Source organism: Pseudomonas asiatica (assembly GCF_009932335.1).
Taxonomy (GTDB): domain Bacteria; phylum Pseudomonadota; class Gammaproteobacteria; order Pseudomonadales; family Pseudomonadaceae; genus Aquipseudomonas; species Aquipseudomonas asiatica.
In genome coordinates this window covers 1,174,684-1,193,805 of sequence record NZ_BLJF01000001.1, presented here as the reverse complement: position 1 = coordinate 1,193,805, position 19,122 = coordinate 1,174,684, and the positions used below count along the sequence as shown (strand labels likewise).

The window sequence follows — 19,122 nt, the reverse complement described above, 5'->3', positions numbered from 1 at the left end:
CGGCCATCTTCATGCTTTCCTACGCCCCAAATGCTGCGCCAGCGGCACCATGTATACCGGTACCGGCGACAGCTGCAGCAGCCGTACCGCTGTGCGCCCCAATGGCACATCCACGCCGGCGCCGGCACTATGGCTACCGAAAATCAGCAGATCGACGCTCAGCCGCTGTGCCTGGTCGAGGATCACCTGCGCTGGGTCGCCCTGGCGTACCCGCACTGCCTTGATCACTGCCAGGTCAGCCTCCTCGCCAAGTTCGTCGCGAAAGTTTTCCAGCACACGCTGCTCGATATTGGCCATCACCGTATTCACCCCCTGGCTGTGCAACTGGTCGAGCGTCTGTTCATCCAGGTAGCTCTGCAGGAGAGATTCAGCGAACTGGCCCATGGGCTCCACCGCATGGATCACATACAACTCGGCGCCAAATGTGCGCGCCAGCGCCAGCGCGTGTTGCATGACAAAAGGGGCGTAGACACCGAGGTCGGTGGCATACAGCATGGAGTGGATCATTCGACCTCCTCGACTGCCGCTGCGGCAGAGCAAGCTTCAGCTTAGCAGCGCGCCGGACGCACGCTTTGCCGTCCGGCGCGCTGCCGATGCGGGCTGGAGCGCCCCGACGGGGCCAGAGCCACCCTCAGCGGGGCTGTTGGCCCCGGTCGATGAAAGCCAGCGCCTGATACAGCATCTCCATGCGCGGCAAGTGGCAGCCTGCCGCACGCGCCTGTGCCAACGGCTCGGCATAGATGGCCTGCAGCTCCAGCGGGCGCTTGTGGACATGGTCGTGGTACATGCTGGGCCAGTAGTCGGGCATGCGCTCGGTCACCTGGAACAGGTGCTCGGCATATCCCTCGGGCAACACATAGCCACATGCCGCCGCGCCTTGTACTACCTCCGCCATCAAGGCCTGGATCAGGGCACGGCCATTACTGTCGGCCATCAACGGCGTGGTGCTGGCTCCGAGCAGCACCGACAGGCCGTTATAGGGCACATTCCATACCAGCTTCTGCCAGCGTGCCTGGGCCAGGTCGGGCATGGCCTGCGAGTCGATGCCCGCAGCCCGGAACAGCTCAGCACCCTCATTGACCAGCGCGGCACCGCCATCGTTTGCCGGCCCGCTGTGGTAGCCGAGGTTGACCGCGCCCAGGGCCTGGTGGCGAATCACGCCGGGCGCCTGGCGGTTGACGCAGATGAAACACAGGCCGCCGAGCAGGTGCATGTCGCTGCGCAAGGCCGGACGCAACTGCTCCTCCACGCCCAGACCATTCTGCAACAGCACCACCTTGGCGCCCGGTGCAGCCGCCTGCACGATCAGCGGCGCCAACTGGTCATTGCTGGTGGCCTTGGCACCCACCAGCAGCCAGTCGCAGGGCGGCATGCCGGCGGCACTGGAATAGGCCTGCACCTTTGTCTGCAGTTTGCCATGCTCGGCACTTTCCAGGGTCAACCCCTGCTTGCGGACAACCTCGTACTCGCTGCGCAAAAGAAAATGCACATCGAAGCCGGCCCGGGCCAGCATCAACCCATAGAAGCCGCCGATGGCGCCACTGCCGATGATGCCGATACGTGGTGTGTGCGGGTGCATGCCGATCTCCTGGTAAAAGTCAGCCCTCTTTTTACACAGGTTGCGCGGCGCTGGGCAGCCCATGCACGGCAAACACCTGCCATCTCGGAAAAACCCCACACGGACTGGGCCCAGCCCATTGTCGCGCCACCTGTAACGCGCTAAGGTTCGGCTCCCCGCTGCGATTATTCTTGCTGCTGGGCCGCACGGGGATAGTTGGCGGCCGGCACCCGTGACCTGACGAGTAACACGATGGCTGATTTACCGATCGATGACTTGAACGTTGCCTCCAACGAGACCCTGATCACACCCGATCAGCTCAAGAAGGAAATCCCCCTCAGCGCCAAGGCCCTGCAGACCGTGACTGCCGGCCGTGAAGTGGTGCGCAATATTCTCGACGGCAAGGACCATCGCCTGTTCGTCGTGGTCGGCCCTTGCTCGATCCACGACATCAAGGCCGCCCACGAGTACGCCGAGCGCCTGAAAGTCCTGGCCGAGGAAGTGTCCGACACGCTGTACCTGGTCATGCGCGTGTATTTCGAAAAACCGCGCACCACCGTCGGCTGGAAAGGCCTGATCAACGACCCGTACCTGGATGACTCGTTCAAGATCCAGGATGGCCTGCACATCGGTCGCAAGCTGCTGCTGGACCTGGCCGAAATGGGCCTGCCGACCGCCACCGAAGCGCTCGACCCGATTTCCCCGCAGTACCTGCAGGACCTGATCAGCTGGTCGGCCATCGGCGCCCGCACCACCGAATCGCAGACCCACCGCGAGATGGCTTCGGGCCTGTCCTCGGCAGTCGGTTTCAAGAACGGCACCGACGGCGGCCTGACCGTTGCCATCAACGCCCTGCAGTCGGTATCCAAGCCGCACCGCTTCCTCGGCATCAACCAGGAAGGCGGCGTGTCGATCGTCACCACCAAGGGCAACCCGTACGGCCACGTGGTACTGCGCGGCGGCAACGGCAAGCCGAACTACGACTCGGTCAGCGTCGCCCTCTGCGAACAGGACCTGGCCAAGGCCAAGATCAAGGCCAATATCATGGTCGACTGCAGCCACGCCAACTCCAACAAGGACCCGGCCCTGCAACCACTGGTGATGGAGAACGTCGCCAACCAGATCCTCGAAGGCAACCAGTCGATCATCGGCCTGATGGTCGAGAGCCACCTGAACTGGGGCTGCCAGTCGATTCCGAAGAACCTGGACGAGCTGCAGTATGGCGTGTCGATTACCGATGCCTGCATCGACTGGTCGGCTACCGAGAAGACCCTGCGCAGCATGCGTGCCAAGCTTAAGGATGTGCTGCCGCAGCGTAAGCGCGGCTGATGCAATAAAAGAGCGGGGCCGCTTCGCGCCCCATCGCGACACAAGGCCGCTCCTACAGGGTTATGCGATTTCCTGTAGGAGCGGCCTTGTGTCGCGATGGGGCGCGAAGCGGCCCCGCTTTTTTTACAGAATCAGACCTTGCTCGAATGCCGCTGCTGGCGCTCCATGTAGCGTTCCACGTACGAGCAGGACGGAATCACGGTGTAGCCCATCTGCTCAGCATACTCCAGGGCCCGTTCGGTCAGGGCGGCAGCAATCCCGCGGCCGCGCAGGGCGTTGGGTACGAAGGTGCGATAGATGTCCAGCGTCTGCTTGCCCAGGTCCATGTACGTCAGATAGGCACGATGACCGTCCACGCTGGTCTCGAACTGATGACCGGCCTGGTCATGATGGATGGTCAGCGCTTCGCTCATCACTACTCCTCGCAGGTCTTCTCGGCAGACCCATACCTTAACCGATGGTGGTTTATCCGGCACAGAATCCTCTACGCCACCTGTTGCCCACTTCGACCACTGGACGATTGCAATCGTTCGGATCTTCTGGCACTCACAAGATAGTAGGCGCCGCAGGCAGGATTGCTCAAGGTGGTGGCGGTTAAAAATGGCGAAAATGCAGCCAAATGCCATTCTTGACCGCGCGCCCTGCAGCAACCGGATGTACTAGGGCTTAAGACGCTGGCAGACAGTTAGAGTCACCCTTAGTTCAACAAAAAAGTTCCTGTACTACAGTCGCTTGCGAGCCCTGCACGTTTTTTTCACGGAGCGTGCCGCAAATCTTGTCGAAAAGGCGTCAGGCAACATTTTTTTTGCAGTTCTTGCGCTTAGTCAGTTTACTTACTACAAGTAATGGGTACTATGTACGCCGGCCAGTTTCTCTTTTCCGAGAGATGGCTATTTAATAGAAAGTCCTTGAAGGGGAACACGATGAACAACGTTCTGAAATTCTCTGCTCTGGCTCTGGCCGCAGTTCTGGCTACCGGTTGCAGCAGCGTATCCAAAGAAACCGAAGCTCGTCTGACTGCGACTGAAGACGCAGCAGCTCGCGCTCAAGCTCGTGCTGACGAAGCCTACCGTAAGGCTGACGACGCACTGGCAGCCGCTCAGAAGGCTCAGCAGACCGCTGACGAAGCCAACGAGCGCGCTCTGCGTATGCTGGACAAAGCCAGCCGCAAGTAATAATCCTCACGGATTGTTATGAAGCCGACCCACTTGTGGGTCGGCTTTTTTATTGCCTGCGCACAAGGCAAACGCGCCAGGCAGAAACGAAAAGGCCTGCACTAAGGCAGGCCCGGGTGTGTCGCAATTACCTTACTGCAGTTCGGGCGGAATGCTCGAAACCATTGGCGCACCACCCTGGTTTTCGGTCGGTACGGCAATTTCCACCGGCATGCCATCTTCCGCGGCCACCACATCACGCACCATGTCCCAGTTCATGCGTAGGTTATTGGCCAGGTCTTCTCGCTTGAGCAAGGCATTGATAACAGCAGTGTGTTTATCGACCACCGACGGATTACCCTGGTCGTCCAGCGGCGTGTGCGCCTCCAGATAGACCTTGCCACCACTGATACCGAACTTGTAGGGCTCGTTGATGATGCGCACCGGCGTACCCACCGGCACCATCTTCGACAGTTCCAGCACGTTGTTGTTGAGCATGCGGAAGCAACCGTGGCTGGTACGCATGCCAATGCCGAACTTCTTGTTCGAACCGTGGATCAGGTAGCCCGGCACGCCGAGGGTGAACTTGAACGGCCCCAGCGGGTTGTCCGGGCCAGCCGGCACCACGCTCGGCAGGATGTCGCCGTCAGCCGCGTGCTCGGCACGGATGGACGCTGGCGGAGTCCAGGTCGGGTTTGGCGTCTTGGCAGTGATCTTGGTATTGGCGATCGGCGAACCCCAGCCTTCACGACCGATGCCCAGCGGGAATGTATGCACCACGTTCTGCCCTTTCGGGAAGTAGTACATACGGTATTCGGCCAGGTTGATGACGATGCCTTCACGCGGGCCAGGCGGCAGGATGTAGCGGGTCGGCAGGATGATCTCGGTGCCGGCACCTGGCAACCACGGGTCCACGCCCGGGTTGGCGGCGATCATTTCCAGGTAGCCGAGGTCGTTGGCAGTGCCGATATCGGCGAACGTGTCCTCGTACTTTGCCTTGATCACATGCACCTGGCCGATGATGTCTTCACCGGGTGGTGGCAGTGGCAGCTCCAGCGCAGCAGCGGGGCCTGCTACCAGCAGGGCGGCCAGGGACAGGCTACGGGTGACGGCAGGAAAGCGCGGCAACATCCGGTAAATCCTTCGAAAGGTGGGTCAAGAGAATCGATTGTACACCCGCGCCGATGCAAGCGGGAGGCATTGGCGCCATGCAAGCGTTTCAGATGATGAAAGGTGCGGCGTTCAGCCGCCCTGCAGCTCTGGCCACACCGGGCGCATGCCGCGCCGCTGGGCATCGAGGATGGCGCGGCACAGGTCGCACAGGCGGCCATCGCGGTAGATCGAGCGCGGCACCCCCGACCAGCGCGGTTGCGCCGGCAGCAGGCCACCGCACAAGGTGCGATCGGCCGGTACGCCCAGTTCCAGCTGGCGGGCCACGAGGTGGACGCGGATTTCCTGGCAGGCGAACAGGTCGAGCTGCTCATCAGGCTCGATCAGTTGGTAGGCATACAGGGACCAGGCAGGGCGCGGCATCGGTGGCACTCGAAACGGGGGGCGCAACATTAGCCGAAAGCCGGCGCCGTTTAAAGCGTCACAGCAAGGGTTTTATCGCCGGCCAGGCATTTTCCAGCAGGCGCTGCTGGGCGGCCTGGGCCGGGTGAATGCCATCCGCCTGCATCAACTCAGGCACGCCCCCTACCCCCTCGAGGAAAAACGGCACCAGCGGCACCTGTTTTTCCGTCGCCAGCTGCTCATACACCTGGGCGAAGGCGGTGGTGTAGCGCACGCCATAATTGGGTGGCAGGCGCATGCCCAGCAGCACCACCTTGGCACCGGCCTTGCGCGAGCTCTCGATCATCGAGGCAAGATTTTGTTGCAATTGCGCTGGCGGCTGCCCACGCAGGCCATCGTTGCCGCCCAGTTCCAGTACCACCAGGCTCGGCTTGTGCGCTGCAAGCAGCGCCGGCAGCCGCGCCTGGCCACCTGCACTGGTGTCGCCGCTGATCGATGCATTGACCACCTTGTCGTCGAAACCTTCGTCCCGCAGGCGGGTCTGCAACAGGGAAACCCAGCCCTGGCGGGTATCCAGGCCAAAACCGGCGCTGATACTATCGCCGACAACCAGCAGTGTTCCCGCCGCCGCGCTCTGGGCCAGGCAATACAGGGCCAGACCGGCACTCAACCACCACACTCGCATCGGATTCTCCATGGGCCCCAGCATTCTCGTTGCGCAGAACCTTAGCAAAGTGGTCCCCAGCGCGGAAGGTGACCTGACCATCCTGCACGCCCTGTCCCTCGACCTGGCCCAAGGCGACAGCCTGGCAATCGTCGGCGCCTCGGGTTCGGGCAAGTCGACCCTGCTCGGCCTGCTCGCCGGCCTCGACCAGCCCAGTGCCGGCAAGGTCATCCTTGCTGGCCACGACCTGGGGCCGCTGGATGAAGACCAGCGCGCGCGGGTGCGCGCCGAACATGTGGGTTTCGTGTTCCAGTCGTTCCAGTTGCTCGACAGCCTCAATGCCCTGGAGAACGTCATGCTGCCGCTGGAACTGGATGGCCGCCGCGATGCCCGCGAACACGCGCGCACCCTGCTCGAACGGGTCGGTCTGGGCAAGCGCCTGAGCCACACTCCGCGCCAGCTTTCGGGCGGCGAACAACAACGGGTGGCCATCGCCCGCGCCTTCGCCGCGCAACCGGCAGTGCTGTTTGCCGACGAACCCACCGGCAACCTCGACAGCCACACCGGCGAACGCATCAGCGACTTGCTGTTCGAACTGAACAAGGAGCGCGGCACCACCCTGGTGCTGGTTACCCATGACGAACGCCTGGCCCGGCGCTGCCGCCGCCAGATTCGCCTGGATGCGGGCCGCCTGGTGGCCCCGGCGGAGGCCTGATGACCCACATGCCGCTGTCCCGCCTGTGCGGCCTGGCCCTGCGCCAGCTGCTGCGCGACATTCGCGCAAGCGAAGTGCGCGTGCTGTTCTTCGCCCTGCTGGTGGCGGTCGCGGCCAGCACTGCCATCGGCTATTTCGGTGCCCGCCTCAACGGCGCCATGCAACTGCGCGCCAGCGAGTTCCTTGGTGCCGACCTGGTGCTGCAGGGCAGCGCCCCGGCCCGCGACCAGCAGATCGAGGCCGGCAAGGCACTGGGCCTGCGCCACGCCCAGGTCGTCGAGTTCACCAGCGTGGTCGGCGGCGACAACGGCATCCAGCTGTCCAGCGTCAAGGCTGCCGACGGTGCCTACCCATTGCGCGGGCAAGTGCGCAGTGCTGCGCAGCCCTATGCCACAGAAACCCCGGGCGGCGGCCCGGCACCTGGCGAAGCATGGGTCGAACCACGCCTTTTGGCGGCATTGGGGCTGAAGGTTGGCGACAGCATCGACGTGGGCATGAAGACGCTGCGCATGAGCCGCGTACTGACCTACGAACCGGACCGCGCCAACAACTTCTACAGCCTTACCCCACGGGTAATGATGAACCTGGCCGACCTGCAAGCCACCGGCGTGGTCCAGCCGGGCAGCCGGGTCACCTACCGCGACCTGTGGCGCGGCGATGCCGAAGCGCTGGCCCAGTACCGCGGGGCACTGAAAAAGGACCTGGCCGCCAACCAGCGCCTGCGCGACACCCGCGATGGCAACCAGCAGGTCGGCGGCGCGCTGGGCAAGGCCGAGCGCTACCTGAACATGGCCAGCCTGGTGGCGGTGCTGCTGGCAGGCGTTGCCGTGGCCCTGTCGGCCAGCCGCTATGCCGCACGCCGCCTGGACGCCAGCGCCCTGCTGCGCTGCCTGGGCCTTTCGCGCCGCCAGGCACTGGGCCTGTACTGCCTGCAGCTGGCCATGCTCGGCCTGGTCGCCGCGCTGGCCGGCGCCCTGCTCGGCTGGCTGGCGCAACTGGGCCTGTTCCGCCTGCTGCATGGCCTGTTGCCAAGCGTGGTGCCTGCAGGCGGCATCGTCCCAGCCCTGGCCGGCATCGCTACCGGGCTGGTAGCCCTGGCCGGTTTCGCCCTGCCGCCAATTGCCGCGCTGGGCCAGGTACCGCCGCTTCGCGTGCTGCGCCGCGACCTGCTGCCGATACCGCCCAGCAGCTGGCTGGTGTACGGTGCGGCCCTGTTCGCCCTGGGCCTGATCATGTGGCGCCTGAGCCTCGACCTGCTGCTCACCTTCGCCCTGCTCGGTGGCGGCCTGGTCGCCGCTCTGCTGCTCGGCGGCCTGCTGCTGCTCGGTTTGCGCAGCCTGCGCCAATTGCTGGCCGGGGCACCACTGACCTGGCGACTGGGGCTGGGCCAACTGCTGCGCCACCCCATGGCCGCTGCCGGCCAGGCCCTGGCCTTCGGCCTGATCCTGCTGGCCATGGCCCTGGTCGCGCTGCTGCGCGCAGAACTGCTCGACACCTGGCAAGCGCAGCTCCCCAAGGATGCACCCAACCATTTCGCCCTGAACATCCTGCCGGATGATCGTGAGCCCTTCGCCCAACACCTGCAGCAGGTCAATGCCGCCTCGGCGCCGCTGTACCCGGTGACACCCGGCCGCCTGGTAAAAATCAACGAGCAACCGGTGCAGCAGGTGGTCAGCAAGGACTCGGCAGGTGAGCGCGCCGTTCAGCGCGACCTCAGCCTGACGTGGGCGGCCGAACTGCCCGAAGGCAACGCACTGACAGGCGGCAACTGGTGGCAGGCGTTGCCCGCCGAAGATGAAATCCCCGGTGTGTCGGTGGAGGCGGAACTGGCCAACAGCCTGAAGCTGCAACTGGGTGACCTGCTGACTTTCGACATCGGCGGCCAGCAACGCCAGGCACGGGTCAGCAGCCTGCGCAGCGTGCACTGGGACAGCTTCCAGCCGAACTTCTACATGATCTTCCAACCCGGCACGCTGCAGGGGCTCCCGACCACCTACCTGACCAGCTTCTATCTGGCACCGGGCCATGACCTGGATGTGGTGGCGCTGTCACGGGCATTCCCGGCAGTGACCATCCTGCAGGTGGACGCCTTGCTCGATCAGCTGCGCAGCATCCTCGCCCAGGTGACCCTGGCGGTCGAGTATGTGTTGCTGTTCGTGCTGGCAGCCGGGCTGGCGGTGCTGTTCGCTGGCTTGCAGGCAACGCTGGACGAGCGCATCCGCCAGGGCGCCTTGCTGCGTGCGCTGGGCGCAGCGCGGCCATTGCTGGTCAAGGCGCGGCGGATCGAGTTCGGCTTGCTGGGTGCGGCCAGCGGCTTGCTGGCGGCGTTCGGGTGCGAGCTGATTACCCTGGTGCTGTACCGCTATGCCTTCGACCTGCAATGGAGCCCGCATGTATGGTTGCTGCTGTTGCCCCTGGCAGGGGCGCTGCTGGTAGGTGGGGCGGGGGTGCTGGGGACGCGGCGGGCGTTGAATGCCAGCCCGTTGGCGGTCTTGCGGGAAGGGTGAGACTTACCTGTCAGGGCCCTATCGCCGGCAAGCCAGCTCCCACCTCGACCGCATCGGCCTCGAGGCATGCGCTATCCCTGTGGGAGCTGGCTTGCCGGCGATAGGGCCATAACAGGCAATATCAGATCACTGCCCGTAGCTGATGTTGTTTACATACCAGGTCGCTTCACCGGTAGGTGTGTGCACCACCACCTCATCACCCTCCTCCTTCTTCAGCAAGGCGCGAGCCATGGGCGAGTCGATCGAGATGTAGTCATTGCGCCCATAGATCTCGTCATACCCGACAATGCGAAACTTCATGGTCTCGCCCTCGTCGTTCTCAATCTCCACCCAGGCACCGAAAAACACCTTGCCCTCCTGCTGCGGCGAGTAGGCCACCACCTTCACATCTTCAAGACGCTTGCGCAGGTAACGCACCCGGCGGTCGATCTCGCGCAGCAGCTTCTTGTTGTACTGGTAGTCGGCATTCTCGCTGCGGTCGCCCAGCGAGGCCGCCCAGGTAACCTTCTGGGTAATCTCCGGGCGGTACACCCGCCACAGGTGGTCCAGTTCTTTCTTCAGCGCCTCATGGCCTTCCGTGGTGATGATATTGGTACTCAACAGCGCGCTCCTCAGCGGCGGGTAATCAAGCCTTGACGCGCGATACGGGTGAGGTGGCCGATGATATCTGCGGTTTCGTCCGGCGCCGGGGCCTGGATCACGGCCAGGTCGAAACGGTCATTGCCATACTGCGCGAGGTGACAGCCGCTATCGGCAAACTGGATCAGAAAGGCCCGCGCCTGGCCCTTGCGCCTGGACAGGCCTTCAAGGTGACGCAAAAGAGTGGGTTGATGCTGGCCGCCGAGCAGGATGCGCGGTGTGCGGGACGCCTGGCTGGCAGGCAAGGGGCTCAAACAGACACTGGTACGTGGGCAACTCATGGAGCTTCTCTCCGCCTCGCGAATCCCGCTGGGCAGCGGTGGGAGGCGTCACCGAACCAGCGCTTTAGCGGTATTTCGGATGACCCGGAGAGGGGCTTTCCTGCGCCCCGCAAGTAGCTGTTTAAATCGGCGCAGACGGTATGCTAGAGCTACAAGCGGCAAGATACAAGCCTCAAGCCGAAAGTGATCGGCCTGAGGCTTGTATCTTGGCATTTGCGGTGTATCAGCGGGCGATCAGGCGGTCCAGCGAGAAGCGGCCAGCGCCTTCGATCAGCACCGCGACGGTGCCAGCCAGCAGGGCCAGGCCGAACTCATAGCCGTTGTTGGACATGAACAGGCCGTTGCCGATGTGCACCGAGAGGATCGCCACCACCAGGGTCACCGCCAGCACCAGGGCCGCCGGGCGGGCCAGCAGGCCGATCACCAGCGCCAGGCCGCCGAAGAACTCGGCACTACCGGACAGCAGGGCCATCAGGTAACCCGGGGCCAGGCCGATGCTCTCCATCCACTGGCCAGTGCCTTCCAGGCCATAGCCGCCGAACATGCCAAACAGTTTCTGCGCACCATGCGCAATGAAGATGATGCCGACCAGGATACGGATGACGCTCAGGCCAGCGCCGGCGCGGGTGGAGAACAGAGCGTTGAGGGTAGCGTTGTTCATGTCGAAGACTCCTTGAAGCGGGAAAGTTGTGTTGGGATGGGCGCCATCATAATCGATTCGATAGATATGAAAATCGCAAAAAACCCAACAAAACAATCGACAATATCGATTTGTCAGCGTTTAGCCACACGCTCCAGCGCGGCACGCTCCCGGTTGAACGCTACAAAGTACTTGTTGACGCTATTGACGAAGTTGACTGGCCCCATGCCCACCTGCTCCATGGCGATGCGTTCGGTCTGGAAAAACCACTGGTCGCCATTCAGCCCGCGCCGGCGCGCTTCCGCGCGCATGGCCTGGACGCGCTCGGGGCCCAGGTTGTAGGCCGCCAGCACGAAGGCCATGCGCTCGCGCTCGTTGATCTTGGCGCTGGCAAAGAACTTGCGCCGGATCAGCGCCAGGTAACGGGCGCTGGCCTGGACATTGCCATCCACCGTGGCGGTGTTGCTCACCCCCACGCGCTGCGCCGCCGAAGGGGTGATCTGCATCAGGCCATGGGCCCCTCCGGTGCCGCGCGCTGCCGGGTTGAGCGTCGACTCCTTGAAGGCCAGCGCGGCCAGGTTGAGCCAGTCGATCTGCTGCGCCTCACCGTGTTTCTGCAGCACCGCCCGCAGTGCGGTCAGGCGCTGGCGATTCTTGCTGGCCAAGGGGTCGTGCACCCGGTACTGGCGGCGGTAGATGCGCTCGAACGCGGCGTCCTGGTTGTCCGGTGCGCGGTAGCCCTGCAGAAAGCGATCGACCGTGGCCTGCAACTGCGGCGCATCGGGCCTCACATACCAACGCATGGCTTGCGGCGCCCCCAGTTTTACGCGGCTGTCCAGGCGCAGGCGCGGCATCACCCGGGCCCAGCGCCGGGCGATCGGCTGCTCGACCACGGTCAGGTGATAGATGCCGGCCTGGACCATTTCCAGCACATCCTCCACCGCCAAGGTCGAGTCGACCCACTCCACCTTGATCGGCGCGCGCTTGCGCAGCGCCAGCTGCTGGTTGACCTGCTGGATCAAAGGGCCGGCCGCGCTGGCGCTGGTCAGGGCCACGGTACGCCCGGACAACTGCTCGACATGGCTGAAACTGCGCTCGCCCTTGCGCCCCACCAGCAGCAGCGGCACCTGGTCGAGCACTGGTGCGCTGCTGCTGACCCCGCGCACCACGGCGGGGTCGAGCAGCTCGCCCGGCGCGGCCAGGTCGCCCTCGCCACGGGCCAGGGCGCCCAGCAACTGCTCCTTGGCCCGCGGGATCAGCTTGAGCTGGATCTCCTGGCCGTCGGCGGCGCGGGCATTGAGGTAATGCTCCAGGGCACGCAAGCGATAGTATTCGATGCCGACCGGCTCGCCCTTGACCTCACCGGAGCTGTTGCGGCTCTGGTTGACCAGCACCCGCAGCACCTGGCTGGTGCGAATCTGTTGCAGGTCACGGACCTTGGCCGGCGCGATGTTCTGCTGCGGTCCCGGCACGCGCGCGTGGGCAGGCCCGGTCAAGGTCAGCCCAAGCATCAGCAGGAAAATGAGCCAGCATCGCTGCATGCGAAAACGTGTCCGTGGTCGGTGAGCGGCATCCATGGGGTTGCACCGCCAAGAGAGAAATGACGGCAAAAGACCACGGCAACAGCATGAAGTTCTTGGTTTTTTCAGAAAAACACGGTTTTTGCTATGCTGGCCGCCCCGCGGCACGAGATAGCACCATGCAACTGATCGATATCGGCGTCAACCTGACCAACAGCAGTTTCCACGACCAGCAGGCGGCAATCGTCGAGCGCGCCCTTGAGGCCGGGGTCACGCAGATGGTGCTGACGGGCACCAGCCTGGCGGTCAGCGAACAGGCGCTGGAGCTGTGCCAGCAACTGGATGCGAGCGGCGCGCACCTGTTCGCCACGGCAGGCGTACACCCTCATGATGCCAAAACCTGGGATGCCGGCAGCGAGCGCCAGTTGCGCCAGCTGTTGAGTGAACCACGTGTACGCGCCGTGGGTGAATGCGGCCTGGACTTCAACCGCGACTTCTCCCCTCGCCCGCTGCAGGAAAAAGCCCTGGAGGCACAACTGGCACTGGCTGCCGAGCTGCGTCTGCCGGTGTTCCTGCACGAACGCGACGCCAGCGAACGCCTGCTGGCGATCCTCAAGGATTACCGCGACCACCTGACCGGCGCAGTGGTGCACTGCTTTACCGGCGAGCGCGACGCGCTGTTCGCCTACCTGGACATGGACCTGCACATCGGTATTACCGGCTGGATCTGCGACGAACGCCGTGGCACCCATCTGCATCCGCTGGTGGGCAACATTGCCGAGGGGCGGCTGATGCTGGAGAGCGATGCGCCTTACCTGCTGCCGCGCAGCCTGCGGCCCAAGCCGAAGAACGGGCGCAACGAACCAGCGTTCCTGCCAGAGGTGTTGCGTGAAGTGGCCTTGCACCGGGGTGAGTCGACCGAACATACGGCGGCACATACCACGGCAACGGCGCGGGCGTTTTTCCAACTCCCCTGAACCCGACGCGTTCTCCTGTAGGAGCGGCCTTGTGTCGCGAAAGGGCCGCAACGCGGCCCCGGCAATCTATCCGCTGAAGCTGAAAACCTGGGGGCGCTTCGCACCCCTATCGCGACACAAGGCCGCTCCTACAAAAGCGCGGCAGTACTTGCGGCGGAATTTTCTTGATACACATCAAGAAAGGCCCTGGCTTGCGCAGGCACAATGATGGCACCTTGCCAATATTGTTCCCGCTCAACTCAGAGAAGACCTGCCCATGGGTGCCTGGCTTAGCAATGTTTCCCTGAAGTACAAGTTCTGGGCCGTCAACGCGGTGGCCTTTGTCACGACCTTGCTGCTGGTGCTCTATGCCGTGCACCTGGAGCAGCGCGCCCGCGCCGAGGCCGCGCAGGCCCAGGCGGCCGCGCAGGCGCAACTGCTTGCTGCCTGGCCGGCCGGCCAGCCGCTACCCCGCCCGGCCAATGTCATCAGCTGGTCGCCCGGGCAAACGCCCACCTTCGCGGGCGAACCCCTGGAGGCCCTGCGCAATGCCCAAGGCTGGGTCGAACTGCCTGCCGCCCGGCTCTTGGGCAACAACCCGCTACAGGGCGCGCAGGTACTGCGCAACGGTGATCAGCAAATGGCCGTGCTGGCCCAGTCGCCAAGCCTGCGCCAGGTGTTCTTCGACCGATTCAGCAACTACGCGGTATGCGTACTGATCCTGATGCTGGCCATGCTCGGCGCCTCGCAGTTGCTGATCCGCTTCCTGCTCAGCCAGCTCAACACCCTCAAGGATGTGATGCTGCACGTGGAAAAGACTGGCGACCTGTCGGCCCGCGTGCCGTTGGCCTGTGGTGACGAGGTCGGCCAGATGGCCGGGGCCTTCAATGCCATGCAGGCGACCTACCACCGCGTGGTCAGTACTGTCGCCCACACCGCTGCGCAACTGGACTCCGGTGCCGCGCGCCTGGCCGCGAGCATGAGCGACGTGCGCCACGGCATGCTCGGCCAGCAGAGCGAGACCGACCAGGCCGCTACCGCCATCAACGAAATGTCAGCAACGGTGCACCACATCGCCCAGCATGCCGGCGCCACCCGTGACCTGTCACAAACAGCCGACGCCCTGGCCGGTAGCGGCCAGGAGGTGGTCAGCCGGGTACAGGACTCGATCTCCGGGCTGTCCAGCGGCGTGCAGCAGACTGCCGAGATGATTCGTCAACTGGCCGAAGACAGTCAGAAGATCAATGGCGTGGTCAGTGTGATCCACAGCATCGCCGAGCAGACCAACCTGCTGGCGCTCAATGCCGCCATCGAAGCAGCGCGCGCCGGCGACCTGGGCCGCGGCTTTGCCGTGGTGGCCGATGAAGTGCGCAACCTGGCCAAGCGCGTGCAAAACTCCACCGACGAGATCACCACCATGGTTTCGGCCCTGCAGTCGGGCACCCGGGATGCAGTGGAGTTCATGCAGGAGAGCTCGTACAAGGCCGACGACTGCGTCCGCCAGGCCCAGGAGGCCGGCGAAGCACTGGCCGAGATTACCGGTGCCGTGGCGCAGATGCGCGAAAGCAACACCCAGATTGCCGTGGCAGCCGAGCAGCAAAGCCAGGTGGCCGAGGAAATGAACCGCGCCGTGGTGAGTATCCGCGATGTCACCGAACAGACCGTGCAACAGACCGTGGGCTCGGCAACCACCAGCAGCGAACTGGCAACCTTGGCCGGTGAACTGAACAAGGCCATTGGCCAGCTCAAGCTATAGTCACCATAGCCAGCCTCGATTGGCCCCCGCCTGGGGGGCGCACTAAGCTTTGGGCATGACCGAGAGGAAATGCCCATGAGCAAACGCCTGCCCAACCTGCCCGCCTGGCAATGGCGCGGCTACCACCACAATCACCGCCACCCGGCCAACCTGGTGCTGCACCTGATCGCCGTGCCTTTGTTCATCCTTGGCACGTTGCTGATTCTGTCCGGCCTGTTCGGCCTGGACCTGGGCCAGATTGCCGTTGGCATCATTGCGCTGATCGCCGGCCTGGGCCTGCAACGCCAGGGCCACCGACTGGAAGCCGAGCAACCCGAACCCTTCGCCAACCGCAAGGATGCCGTGCAACGCCTGCTGACCGAGCAGTTCATCACCTTTCCGCGCTTCTTGCTGAGCGGGGCCTGGTGGAAGGCCTGGCGGGAACGACACAAGCATCGCCATTGATGCTCCAATCACGCGCAATCTTTTGTAGGAGCGGCCTTGTGTCGCGAAAGGGCTGCGCAGCAGCCCCGGATTTACAGCTTCGCCGCGAAGATTGCCGGGGCCGCTTTGCGGCCCTTTCGCGACACAAGGCCGCTCCTACAGGAAAGCGTGCAGGCCTGCAGGTATCTGCTAGGCAAACACGGTAACCGTCTGCCGGCTCAAGGCCAGCAACTCGCCCTGCGCCGTCCTCAACGCAGCAGCAGCGTGCCCGTAACCATCCCGCGCATGCTCGGTTTCCACGCAATAACGGCACCAATCCAGGGTCGATAGCTGCGCCGTGGGCTGCATGAATTCTATGGTCCAGGTCAACGTACTGCCGGCAGCCGGCTGTTTGAGAAACGGCATCAGGCTTGGCGGCCAGGCATCGACCAGCGCCAGCAGGTGCGCCTCGTTGACCGGTTCTTCGGCCACCCCGCGCAAACGTACCCAACCGCCCATTTGCCGCGACTGATTGCCACTGAACGGCAATCCACCCACCGCCCAGCGCAAGGCCACATGCTGCATGAACTCCGGAGTAACGCCTTTGATATGGGGTAGCTCGGGAGCTGCATCGTCGAGCGCTTTCATTTCCTCGGCCGGCAAGGCTGGCACATCGACCACCGACGGCCGCCCTGCACCGAAATTGCCCTGCACCAGCGTCACTACCTGGCCGTCTTGAACGGCACGGCCCAGCAAGGTGCTGACAGCCTTGCCTTCACGCAGCACCTCTACATCGAAGCGGATTGGCACATCGGCCGCGGCTGGCGCCACAAAGCTGATGGCCAAAGAACGCACGGGGCGGTCATCGGAGATTTTCTGGCGCATGGCTTCATACACCATGGCCGCCATCAGCCCGCCAAAGGCGGCGCGCCCCTGGGCCCAGCTTGGCGGGACACATACAGCTTCGGGGTTGGCCCGCACGGCGTCGAGCAGTTGGTTGAAATTCATTGGCCGGCTCCTGCCTGCTGCGAATAAGGTCTGCCCATCCTAGCCAGCAAACCCATACCGATCAGCCCGCATTTCGGTCATTTTTCGGGCTTTCGCCGCGCCAACGCCCGCTGCAGTGCATCCAGCGTCGCATCCGAATGGCGCTCGGCCTCGTGCAATTCCTGCTCCCAGGCGACCTTGCACGGCGCCAGGTCGGCATGCTCGCGCGCCTGCAGCAGCCATTGCAGGCGATCATGCCAGTCACCCAAATCGCCCTGGGCCTGCTTCAGCAAGCGCCGCAACTGCTTGCCCGCATGGTCGAGCTGCGGATAGGCCTCATCGCCATAGCGCGCACGCTTGATCAGCAAACGCAAGCGGTGGCGGTCGTGGGCCGGGTCCTGCAGCGCCTGGTACAACTTGCGCCACTGCTTGACCAGGCGTTTGTCGATGCGCTTTTCCAGCGCCTTGACCAAGCCCTCGCGACCGGCTGCACGCATGAACAGCGGAAACGCGTCGACAATCGCCAGCACCCGCGTCAGCTCGGGGCTGGCGGCAACACTGGCGAATGTCCTGGCACGCCCTTCCAGGCGCCGCTGCCCGGCCTCGGCAAAACCATGCCCAATCAGTTCGGCCGCCAGCACCTCACGGTCGCGCAACGGCGTGGTGAGGGTACCCAACGACCTGGCGGCCTCCTCCAGCTGCTCCACCCCCGGCAGCCCACGCAGCGGCCGCAGCAGGCTGCGCAGGCGCCGCAGGGTGGTGCGCAAGTCATGCAAGGCCTCGCTGTCGGTATCGGCAGCCAGGCGCTCGCGGCAGGCCAGCAGGCGCACCTGCAAGGCCACTATCTGGGCAACCACGTGATCGAGCATGGCAGACATTGAAAGACGCTCCTTGGTCAGCGCCCGGCGCGAGACTCACGAATGTAGAAACGGGCCTTTTCGGCTTTTCTGGTACAGCTTTCATAACCTTCGAACTGCTGTTGGGTCTTGGCACCGGTCAGCAGCGACAAGGCCTTGGAGTAGCTCACGGCACCGGCAAAGCCTTCGGCCTTGGCCAGGTCCAGCTCCTTCCAGGCGGCATCCAGTTGGGTTGCGCAACTCTCGCGGTAGGCCGTCTTGCCCGCGCAGCCAGCAAGGGCCAAGGCAATCAGTGGAAGGCAGATCCAGGCTTTCATCGGTAATACCTCAATGGAAAAAACATTGGCTATTCGACGCCCCGGCAGCTGAAAAGTGCCCTGCCCAGCCAGCTTGGCCCAGCCAGTTTTATTACAGTAGCTCAGCACGATGCACATTGAAGCACAGGTGGCGATGGGTGCATTGTAGGACCATGGTTGCACTGGCCGGGGAATGTTCATGAGCAAACGCGTGGCACTGGTACTGGGATCGGGTGGAGCCCGGGGGTATGCACACATCGGCGTGATCGAGGAAATCGAGCGCCGCGGCTACGACATTGCCTGTATCGCCGGCTGCTCGATGGGTGCGGTGATCGGCGGCATCTATGCCGCCGGCAAGCTGGAAGACTACCGCAACTGGATCGAGAGCCTCGACTACCTGGATGTGTTGCGCCTGGTCGATGTCAGCTTTCGCCTCGGCGCAATTCGCGGCGACAAGGTGTTCGGGCAAATCCGCAAGATCGTCGGCGAGATCAACATCGAGCAATTGCGCATCCCCTACACTGCGGTTGCAGCCGACCTCACCAACCAGCAGGAAATCTGGTTCCAGGAGGGCTGCCTGCACCAGGCCATGCGCGCCTCGGCAGCCATCCCCAGCCTGTTCACCCCGGTGATGCAAGGCAACCGCATGCTGGTCGACGGCGGCATCCTTAACCCGCTGCCGATCGTGCCGGTGGTGTCCAGCCACTGCGACCTGATCATCGCAGTCAACCTCAATGCCACCAACCAGAAGCAGTACCAGCTACCAGTGATCGAACGCCCAGCGGCGTTCAAGATGCGTTTCGATGCGCTACTCAGTTCGCTGGGTTCGCGCTTGCCGTTCCGGCGCAAGCCGGCGGAGGAGCTGATACGTATCGAGCAGGAAATCGTCGCCGAAGGGCTGGCGCCGCCTAACCCGTGGCTGACCGATGCCGCCAACCCGGAAGGCCAGCAACCGGCGGCGGCACCGGAGCGCGAGGGTGCGCCAAAGTCTGCGACCGGCTCGTTCATCATCGACAACGTGGGGCCCGCTTCGCTGCTGGACTTGATCAACCAGAGCTTCGAGGTCATGCAGACCTCGTTGGCACAGTACAAGATCGCAGGCTATCCACCGGATGTGCTGATCAACGTGCCCAAACGAGTGTGCCGGTTTTTCGAGTTCTACAAGGCGCCGGAGCTGATTGCCCTGGGGCGGGAGATTGCGCGGGATACGCTGGATATCCATGAAGGGGTGAAACGCTAACATGGCCTGTACTGGCCTCATTGCCGGCATCGACGTCAAGACATGCGAAGCACATGTAGGAGCAGCCTTGCGCTGCGAAGAGGCCATCAGGGCCGAAGAGAATCTATTG

Annotated in this window: 21 protein-coding genes; 8 read left to right on the top strand and 13 right to left on the bottom strand. The window is 63.8% G+C overall.

The window, feature by feature from the left end:
- Positions 1 to 9 precede the first annotated feature (9 nt).
- A complete protein-coding gene (locus GYA95_RS05515) occupies positions 10 to 507 on the bottom strand; it encodes a universal stress protein (RefSeq protein WP_015269711.1) in 498 nt (165 codons plus the stop codon).
- Between the two features lie 124 nt (positions 508 to 631).
- Positions 632 to 1,579: a putative 2-dehydropantoate 2-reductase gene (locus tag GYA95_RS05510; RefSeq protein ID WP_015269710.1), complete on the bottom strand. Its 948-nt coding sequence runs from the start codon at positions 1,577 to 1,579 to the stop codon at positions 632 to 634.
- Positions 1,580 to 1,810: 231 nt separating this feature from the next.
- On the opposite strand from GYA95_RS05510, the gene GYA95_RS05505 reads away from it, so the two are divergent.
- Positions 1,811 to 2,887 (top strand): 3-deoxy-7-phosphoheptulonate synthase, encoded by a 1,077-nt coding sequence (locus tag GYA95_RS05505; RefSeq protein WP_013971901.1) that lies wholly within the window; start codon positions 1,811 to 1,813, stop codon positions 2,885 to 2,887.
- 131 nt (positions 2,888 to 3,018) lie between these two features.
- Here GYA95_RS05505 and GYA95_RS05500 read toward each other — a convergent pair whose 3' ends face one another.
- Complete coding sequence (locus tag GYA95_RS05500) at positions 3,019 to 3,300, bottom strand: GNAT family N-acetyltransferase (RefSeq protein WP_003259781.1); 282 nt, start codon at positions 3,298 to 3,300, stop codon at positions 3,019 to 3,021.
- Between the two features lie 510 nt (positions 3,301 to 3,810).
- Here GYA95_RS05500 and oprI point away from each other — a divergent pair.
- A complete protein-coding gene (gene oprI, locus GYA95_RS05495) occupies positions 3,811 to 4,062 on the top strand; it encodes an outer membrane lipoprotei OprI (protein ID WP_003259780.1) in 252 nt (83 codons plus the stop codon).
- Positions 4,063 to 4,194: 132 nt separating this feature from the next.
- Here oprI and GYA95_RS05490 read toward each other — a convergent pair whose 3' ends face one another.
- The 3 genes from GYA95_RS05490 to GYA95_RS05480 form a co-directional block, all read right to left on the bottom strand.
- On the bottom strand, positions 4,195 to 5,172 hold the full coding sequence (locus tag GYA95_RS05490; protein WP_003259779.1) for a L,D-transpeptidase family protein: 978 nt from the start codon (positions 5,170 to 5,172) through the stop codon (positions 4,195 to 4,197).
- Positions 5,173 to 5,283: 111 nt separating this feature from the next.
- Positions 5,284 to 5,574 carry a hypothetical protein gene (locus GYA95_RS05485; protein WP_013971899.1) on the bottom strand — a complete coding sequence of 97 codons (291 nt, stop codon included), beginning with the start codon at positions 5,572 to 5,574 and terminating at the stop codon, positions 5,284 to 5,286.
- Between the two features lie 58 nt (positions 5,575 to 5,632).
- Positions 5,633 to 6,238 carry an arylesterase gene (locus tag GYA95_RS05480; protein WP_015269709.1) on the bottom strand — a complete coding sequence of 202 codons (606 nt, stop codon included), beginning with the start codon at positions 6,236 to 6,238 and terminating at the stop codon, positions 5,633 to 5,635.
- A gap of 10 nt (positions 6,239 to 6,248) precedes the next feature.
- On the opposite strand from GYA95_RS05480, the gene GYA95_RS05475 reads away from it, so the two are divergent.
- Together GYA95_RS05475 and GYA95_RS05470 are read left to right on the top strand one after the other, a co-directional pair.
- Positions 6,249 to 6,932 (top strand): ABC transporter ATP-binding protein, encoded by a 684-nt coding sequence (locus GYA95_RS05475; protein ID WP_003259775.1) that lies wholly within the window; start codon positions 6,249 to 6,251, stop codon positions 6,930 to 6,932.
- Positions 6,932 to 9,439, top strand: coding sequence for an ABC transporter permease (locus GYA95_RS05470; RefSeq protein WP_015269708.1), 2,508 nt, complete (start codon positions 6,932 to 6,934; stop codon positions 9,437 to 9,439). The genes GYA95_RS05475 and GYA95_RS05470 overlap by 1 nt, the downstream gene beginning before the upstream one ends.
- Before the next feature lie 126 nt (positions 9,440 to 9,565).
- Here GYA95_RS05470 and greB read toward each other — a convergent pair whose 3' ends face one another.
- From greB to GYA95_RS05450, 4 genes are all read right to left on the bottom strand, one after another.
- Positions 9,566 to 10,039 carry a transcription elongation factor GreB gene (gene greB / locus GYA95_RS05465; RefSeq protein ID WP_015269707.1) on the bottom strand — a complete coding sequence of 158 codons (474 nt, stop codon included), beginning with the start codon at positions 10,037 to 10,039 and terminating at the stop codon, positions 9,566 to 9,568.
- 11 nt (positions 10,040 to 10,050) lie between these two features.
- Positions 10,051 to 10,359 (bottom strand): hypothetical protein, encoded by a 309-nt coding sequence (locus GYA95_RS05460; RefSeq protein WP_015269706.1) that lies wholly within the window; start codon positions 10,357 to 10,359, stop codon positions 10,051 to 10,053.
- Between the two features lie 223 nt (positions 10,360 to 10,582).
- Positions 10,583 to 11,020: a DoxX family protein gene (locus GYA95_RS05455; protein WP_015269705.1), complete on the bottom strand. Its 438-nt coding sequence runs from the start codon at positions 11,018 to 11,020 to the stop codon at positions 10,583 to 10,585.
- 113 nt (positions 11,021 to 11,133) lie between these two features.
- Entirely contained in the window at positions 11,134 to 12,540 is a 1,407-nt protein-coding gene (locus GYA95_RS05450; RefSeq protein WP_015269704.1) for an MltF family protein, read from the bottom strand.
- Positions 12,541 to 12,698: 158 nt separating this feature from the next.
- Between GYA95_RS05450 and GYA95_RS05445 the strand changes: the two genes are divergently transcribed.
- The 3 genes from GYA95_RS05445 to GYA95_RS05435 all read left to right on the top strand — a co-directional run bounded on the left by GYA95_RS05445 (position 12,699) and on the right by GYA95_RS05435 (position 15,675).
- A complete protein-coding gene (locus tag GYA95_RS05445; RefSeq protein WP_015269703.1) occupies positions 12,699 to 13,496 on the top strand; it encodes a TatD family hydrolase in 798 nt (265 codons plus the stop codon).
- A gap of 256 nt (positions 13,497 to 13,752) precedes the next feature.
- A complete protein-coding gene (locus GYA95_RS05440) occupies positions 13,753 to 15,231 on the top strand; it encodes a methyl-accepting chemotaxis protein (protein WP_013971890.1) in 1,479 nt (492 codons plus the stop codon).
- A 75-nt stretch (positions 15,232 to 15,306) separates the two neighbouring features.
- Positions 15,307 to 15,675, top strand: a complete 369-nt coding sequence (locus tag GYA95_RS05435) for an Mpo1-like protein (protein WP_015269702.1) — start codon at positions 15,307 to 15,309, stop codon at positions 15,673 to 15,675.
- A gap of 168 nt (positions 15,676 to 15,843) precedes the next feature.
- Here GYA95_RS05435 and GYA95_RS05430 read toward each other — a convergent pair whose 3' ends face one another.
- From GYA95_RS05430 to GYA95_RS05420, 3 genes are all read right to left on the bottom strand, one after another.
- On the bottom strand, positions 15,844 to 16,641 hold the full coding sequence (locus tag GYA95_RS05430; RefSeq protein ID WP_015269701.1) for an acyl-CoA thioesterase: 798 nt from the start codon (positions 16,639 to 16,641) through the stop codon (positions 15,844 to 15,846).
- A gap of 77 nt (positions 16,642 to 16,718) precedes the next feature.
- Positions 16,719 to 17,498 (bottom strand): CHAD domain-containing protein, encoded by a 780-nt coding sequence (locus tag GYA95_RS05425; RefSeq protein ID WP_015269700.1) that lies wholly within the window; start codon positions 17,496 to 17,498, stop codon positions 16,719 to 16,721.
- A 17-nt stretch (positions 17,499 to 17,515) separates the two neighbouring features.
- On the bottom strand, positions 17,516 to 17,794 hold the full coding sequence (locus GYA95_RS05420) for a hypothetical protein (protein WP_003259403.1): 279 nt from the start codon (positions 17,792 to 17,794) through the stop codon (positions 17,516 to 17,518).
- A gap of 178 nt (positions 17,795 to 17,972) precedes the next feature.
- On the opposite strand from GYA95_RS05420, the gene GYA95_RS05415 reads away from it, so the two are divergent.
- Positions 17,973 to 19,013 (top strand): patatin-like phospholipase family protein, encoded by a 1,041-nt coding sequence (locus GYA95_RS05415; protein WP_015269699.1) that lies wholly within the window; start codon positions 17,973 to 17,975, stop codon positions 19,011 to 19,013.
- Positions 19,014 to 19,122: the final 109 nt, after the last annotated feature.

Bases quoted from the DNA above. Each gene is read 5' to 3' on its own strand.
- GYA95_RS05515 (WP_015269711.1), bottom strand. From the start codon at position 507: ATGATCCACTCCATGCTGTATGCCACCGACCTCGGTGTCTACGCCCCT.
- GYA95_RS05510 (WP_015269710.1), bottom strand. From the start codon at position 1,579: ATGCACCCGCACACACCACGTATCGGCATCATCGGCAGTGGCGCCATC.
- GYA95_RS05505 (WP_013971901.1), top strand. From the start codon at position 1,811: ATGGCTGATTTACCGATCGATGACTTGAACGTTGCCTCCAACGAGACC.
- GYA95_RS05500 (WP_003259781.1), bottom strand. From the start codon at position 3,300: ATGAGCGAAGCGCTGACCATCCATCATGACCAGGCCGGTCATCAGTTC.
- oprI (WP_003259780.1), top strand. From the start codon at position 3,811: ATGAACAACGTTCTGAAATTCTCTGCTCTGGCTCTGGCCGCAGTTCTG.
- GYA95_RS05490 (WP_003259779.1), bottom strand. From the start codon at position 5,172: ATGTTGCCGCGCTTTCCTGCCGTCACCCGTAGCCTGTCCCTGGCCGCC.
- GYA95_RS05485 (WP_013971899.1), bottom strand. From the start codon at position 5,574: ATGCCGCGCCCTGCCTGGTCCCTGTATGCCTACCAACTGATCGAGCCT.
- GYA95_RS05480 (WP_015269709.1), bottom strand. From the start codon at position 6,238: ATGCGAGTGTGGTGGTTGAGTGCCGGTCTGGCCCTGTATTGCCTGGCC.
- GYA95_RS05475 (WP_003259775.1), top strand. From the start codon at position 6,249: ATGGGCCCCAGCATTCTCGTTGCGCAGAACCTTAGCAAAGTGGTCCCC.
- GYA95_RS05470 (WP_015269708.1), top strand. From the start codon at position 6,932: ATGACCCACATGCCGCTGTCCCGCCTGTGCGGCCTGGCCCTGCGCCAG.
- GYA95_RS05460 (WP_015269706.1), bottom strand. From the start codon at position 10,359: ATGAGTTGCCCACGTACCAGTGTCTGTTTGAGCCCCTTGCCTGCCAGC.
- GYA95_RS05455 (WP_015269705.1), bottom strand. From the start codon at position 11,020: ATGAACAACGCTACCCTCAACGCTCTGTTCTCCACCCGCGCCGGCGCT.
- GYA95_RS05450 (WP_015269704.1), bottom strand. From the start codon at position 12,540: ATGCAGCGATGCTGGCTCATTTTCCTGCTGATGCTTGGGCTGACCTTG.
- GYA95_RS05445 (WP_015269703.1), top strand. From the start codon at position 12,699: ATGCAACTGATCGATATCGGCGTCAACCTGACCAACAGCAGTTTCCAC.
- GYA95_RS05440 (WP_013971890.1), top strand. From the start codon at position 13,753: ATGGGTGCCTGGCTTAGCAATGTTTCCCTGAAGTACAAGTTCTGGGCC.
- GYA95_RS05435 (WP_015269702.1), top strand. From the start codon at position 15,307: ATGAGCAAACGCCTGCCCAACCTGCCCGCCTGGCAATGGCGCGGCTAC.
- GYA95_RS05430 (WP_015269701.1), bottom strand. From the start codon at position 16,641: ATGAATTTCAACCAACTGCTCGACGCCGTGCGGGCCAACCCCGAAGCT.
- GYA95_RS05425 (WP_015269700.1), bottom strand. From the start codon at position 17,498: ATGTCTGCCATGCTCGATCACGTGGTTGCCCAGATAGTGGCCTTGCAG.
- GYA95_RS05420 (WP_003259403.1), bottom strand. From the start codon at position 17,794: ATGAAAGCCTGGATCTGCCTTCCACTGATTGCCTTGGCCCTTGCTGGC.
- GYA95_RS05415 (WP_015269699.1), top strand. From the start codon at position 17,973: ATGAGCAAACGCGTGGCACTGGTACTGGGATCGGGTGGAGCCCGGGGG.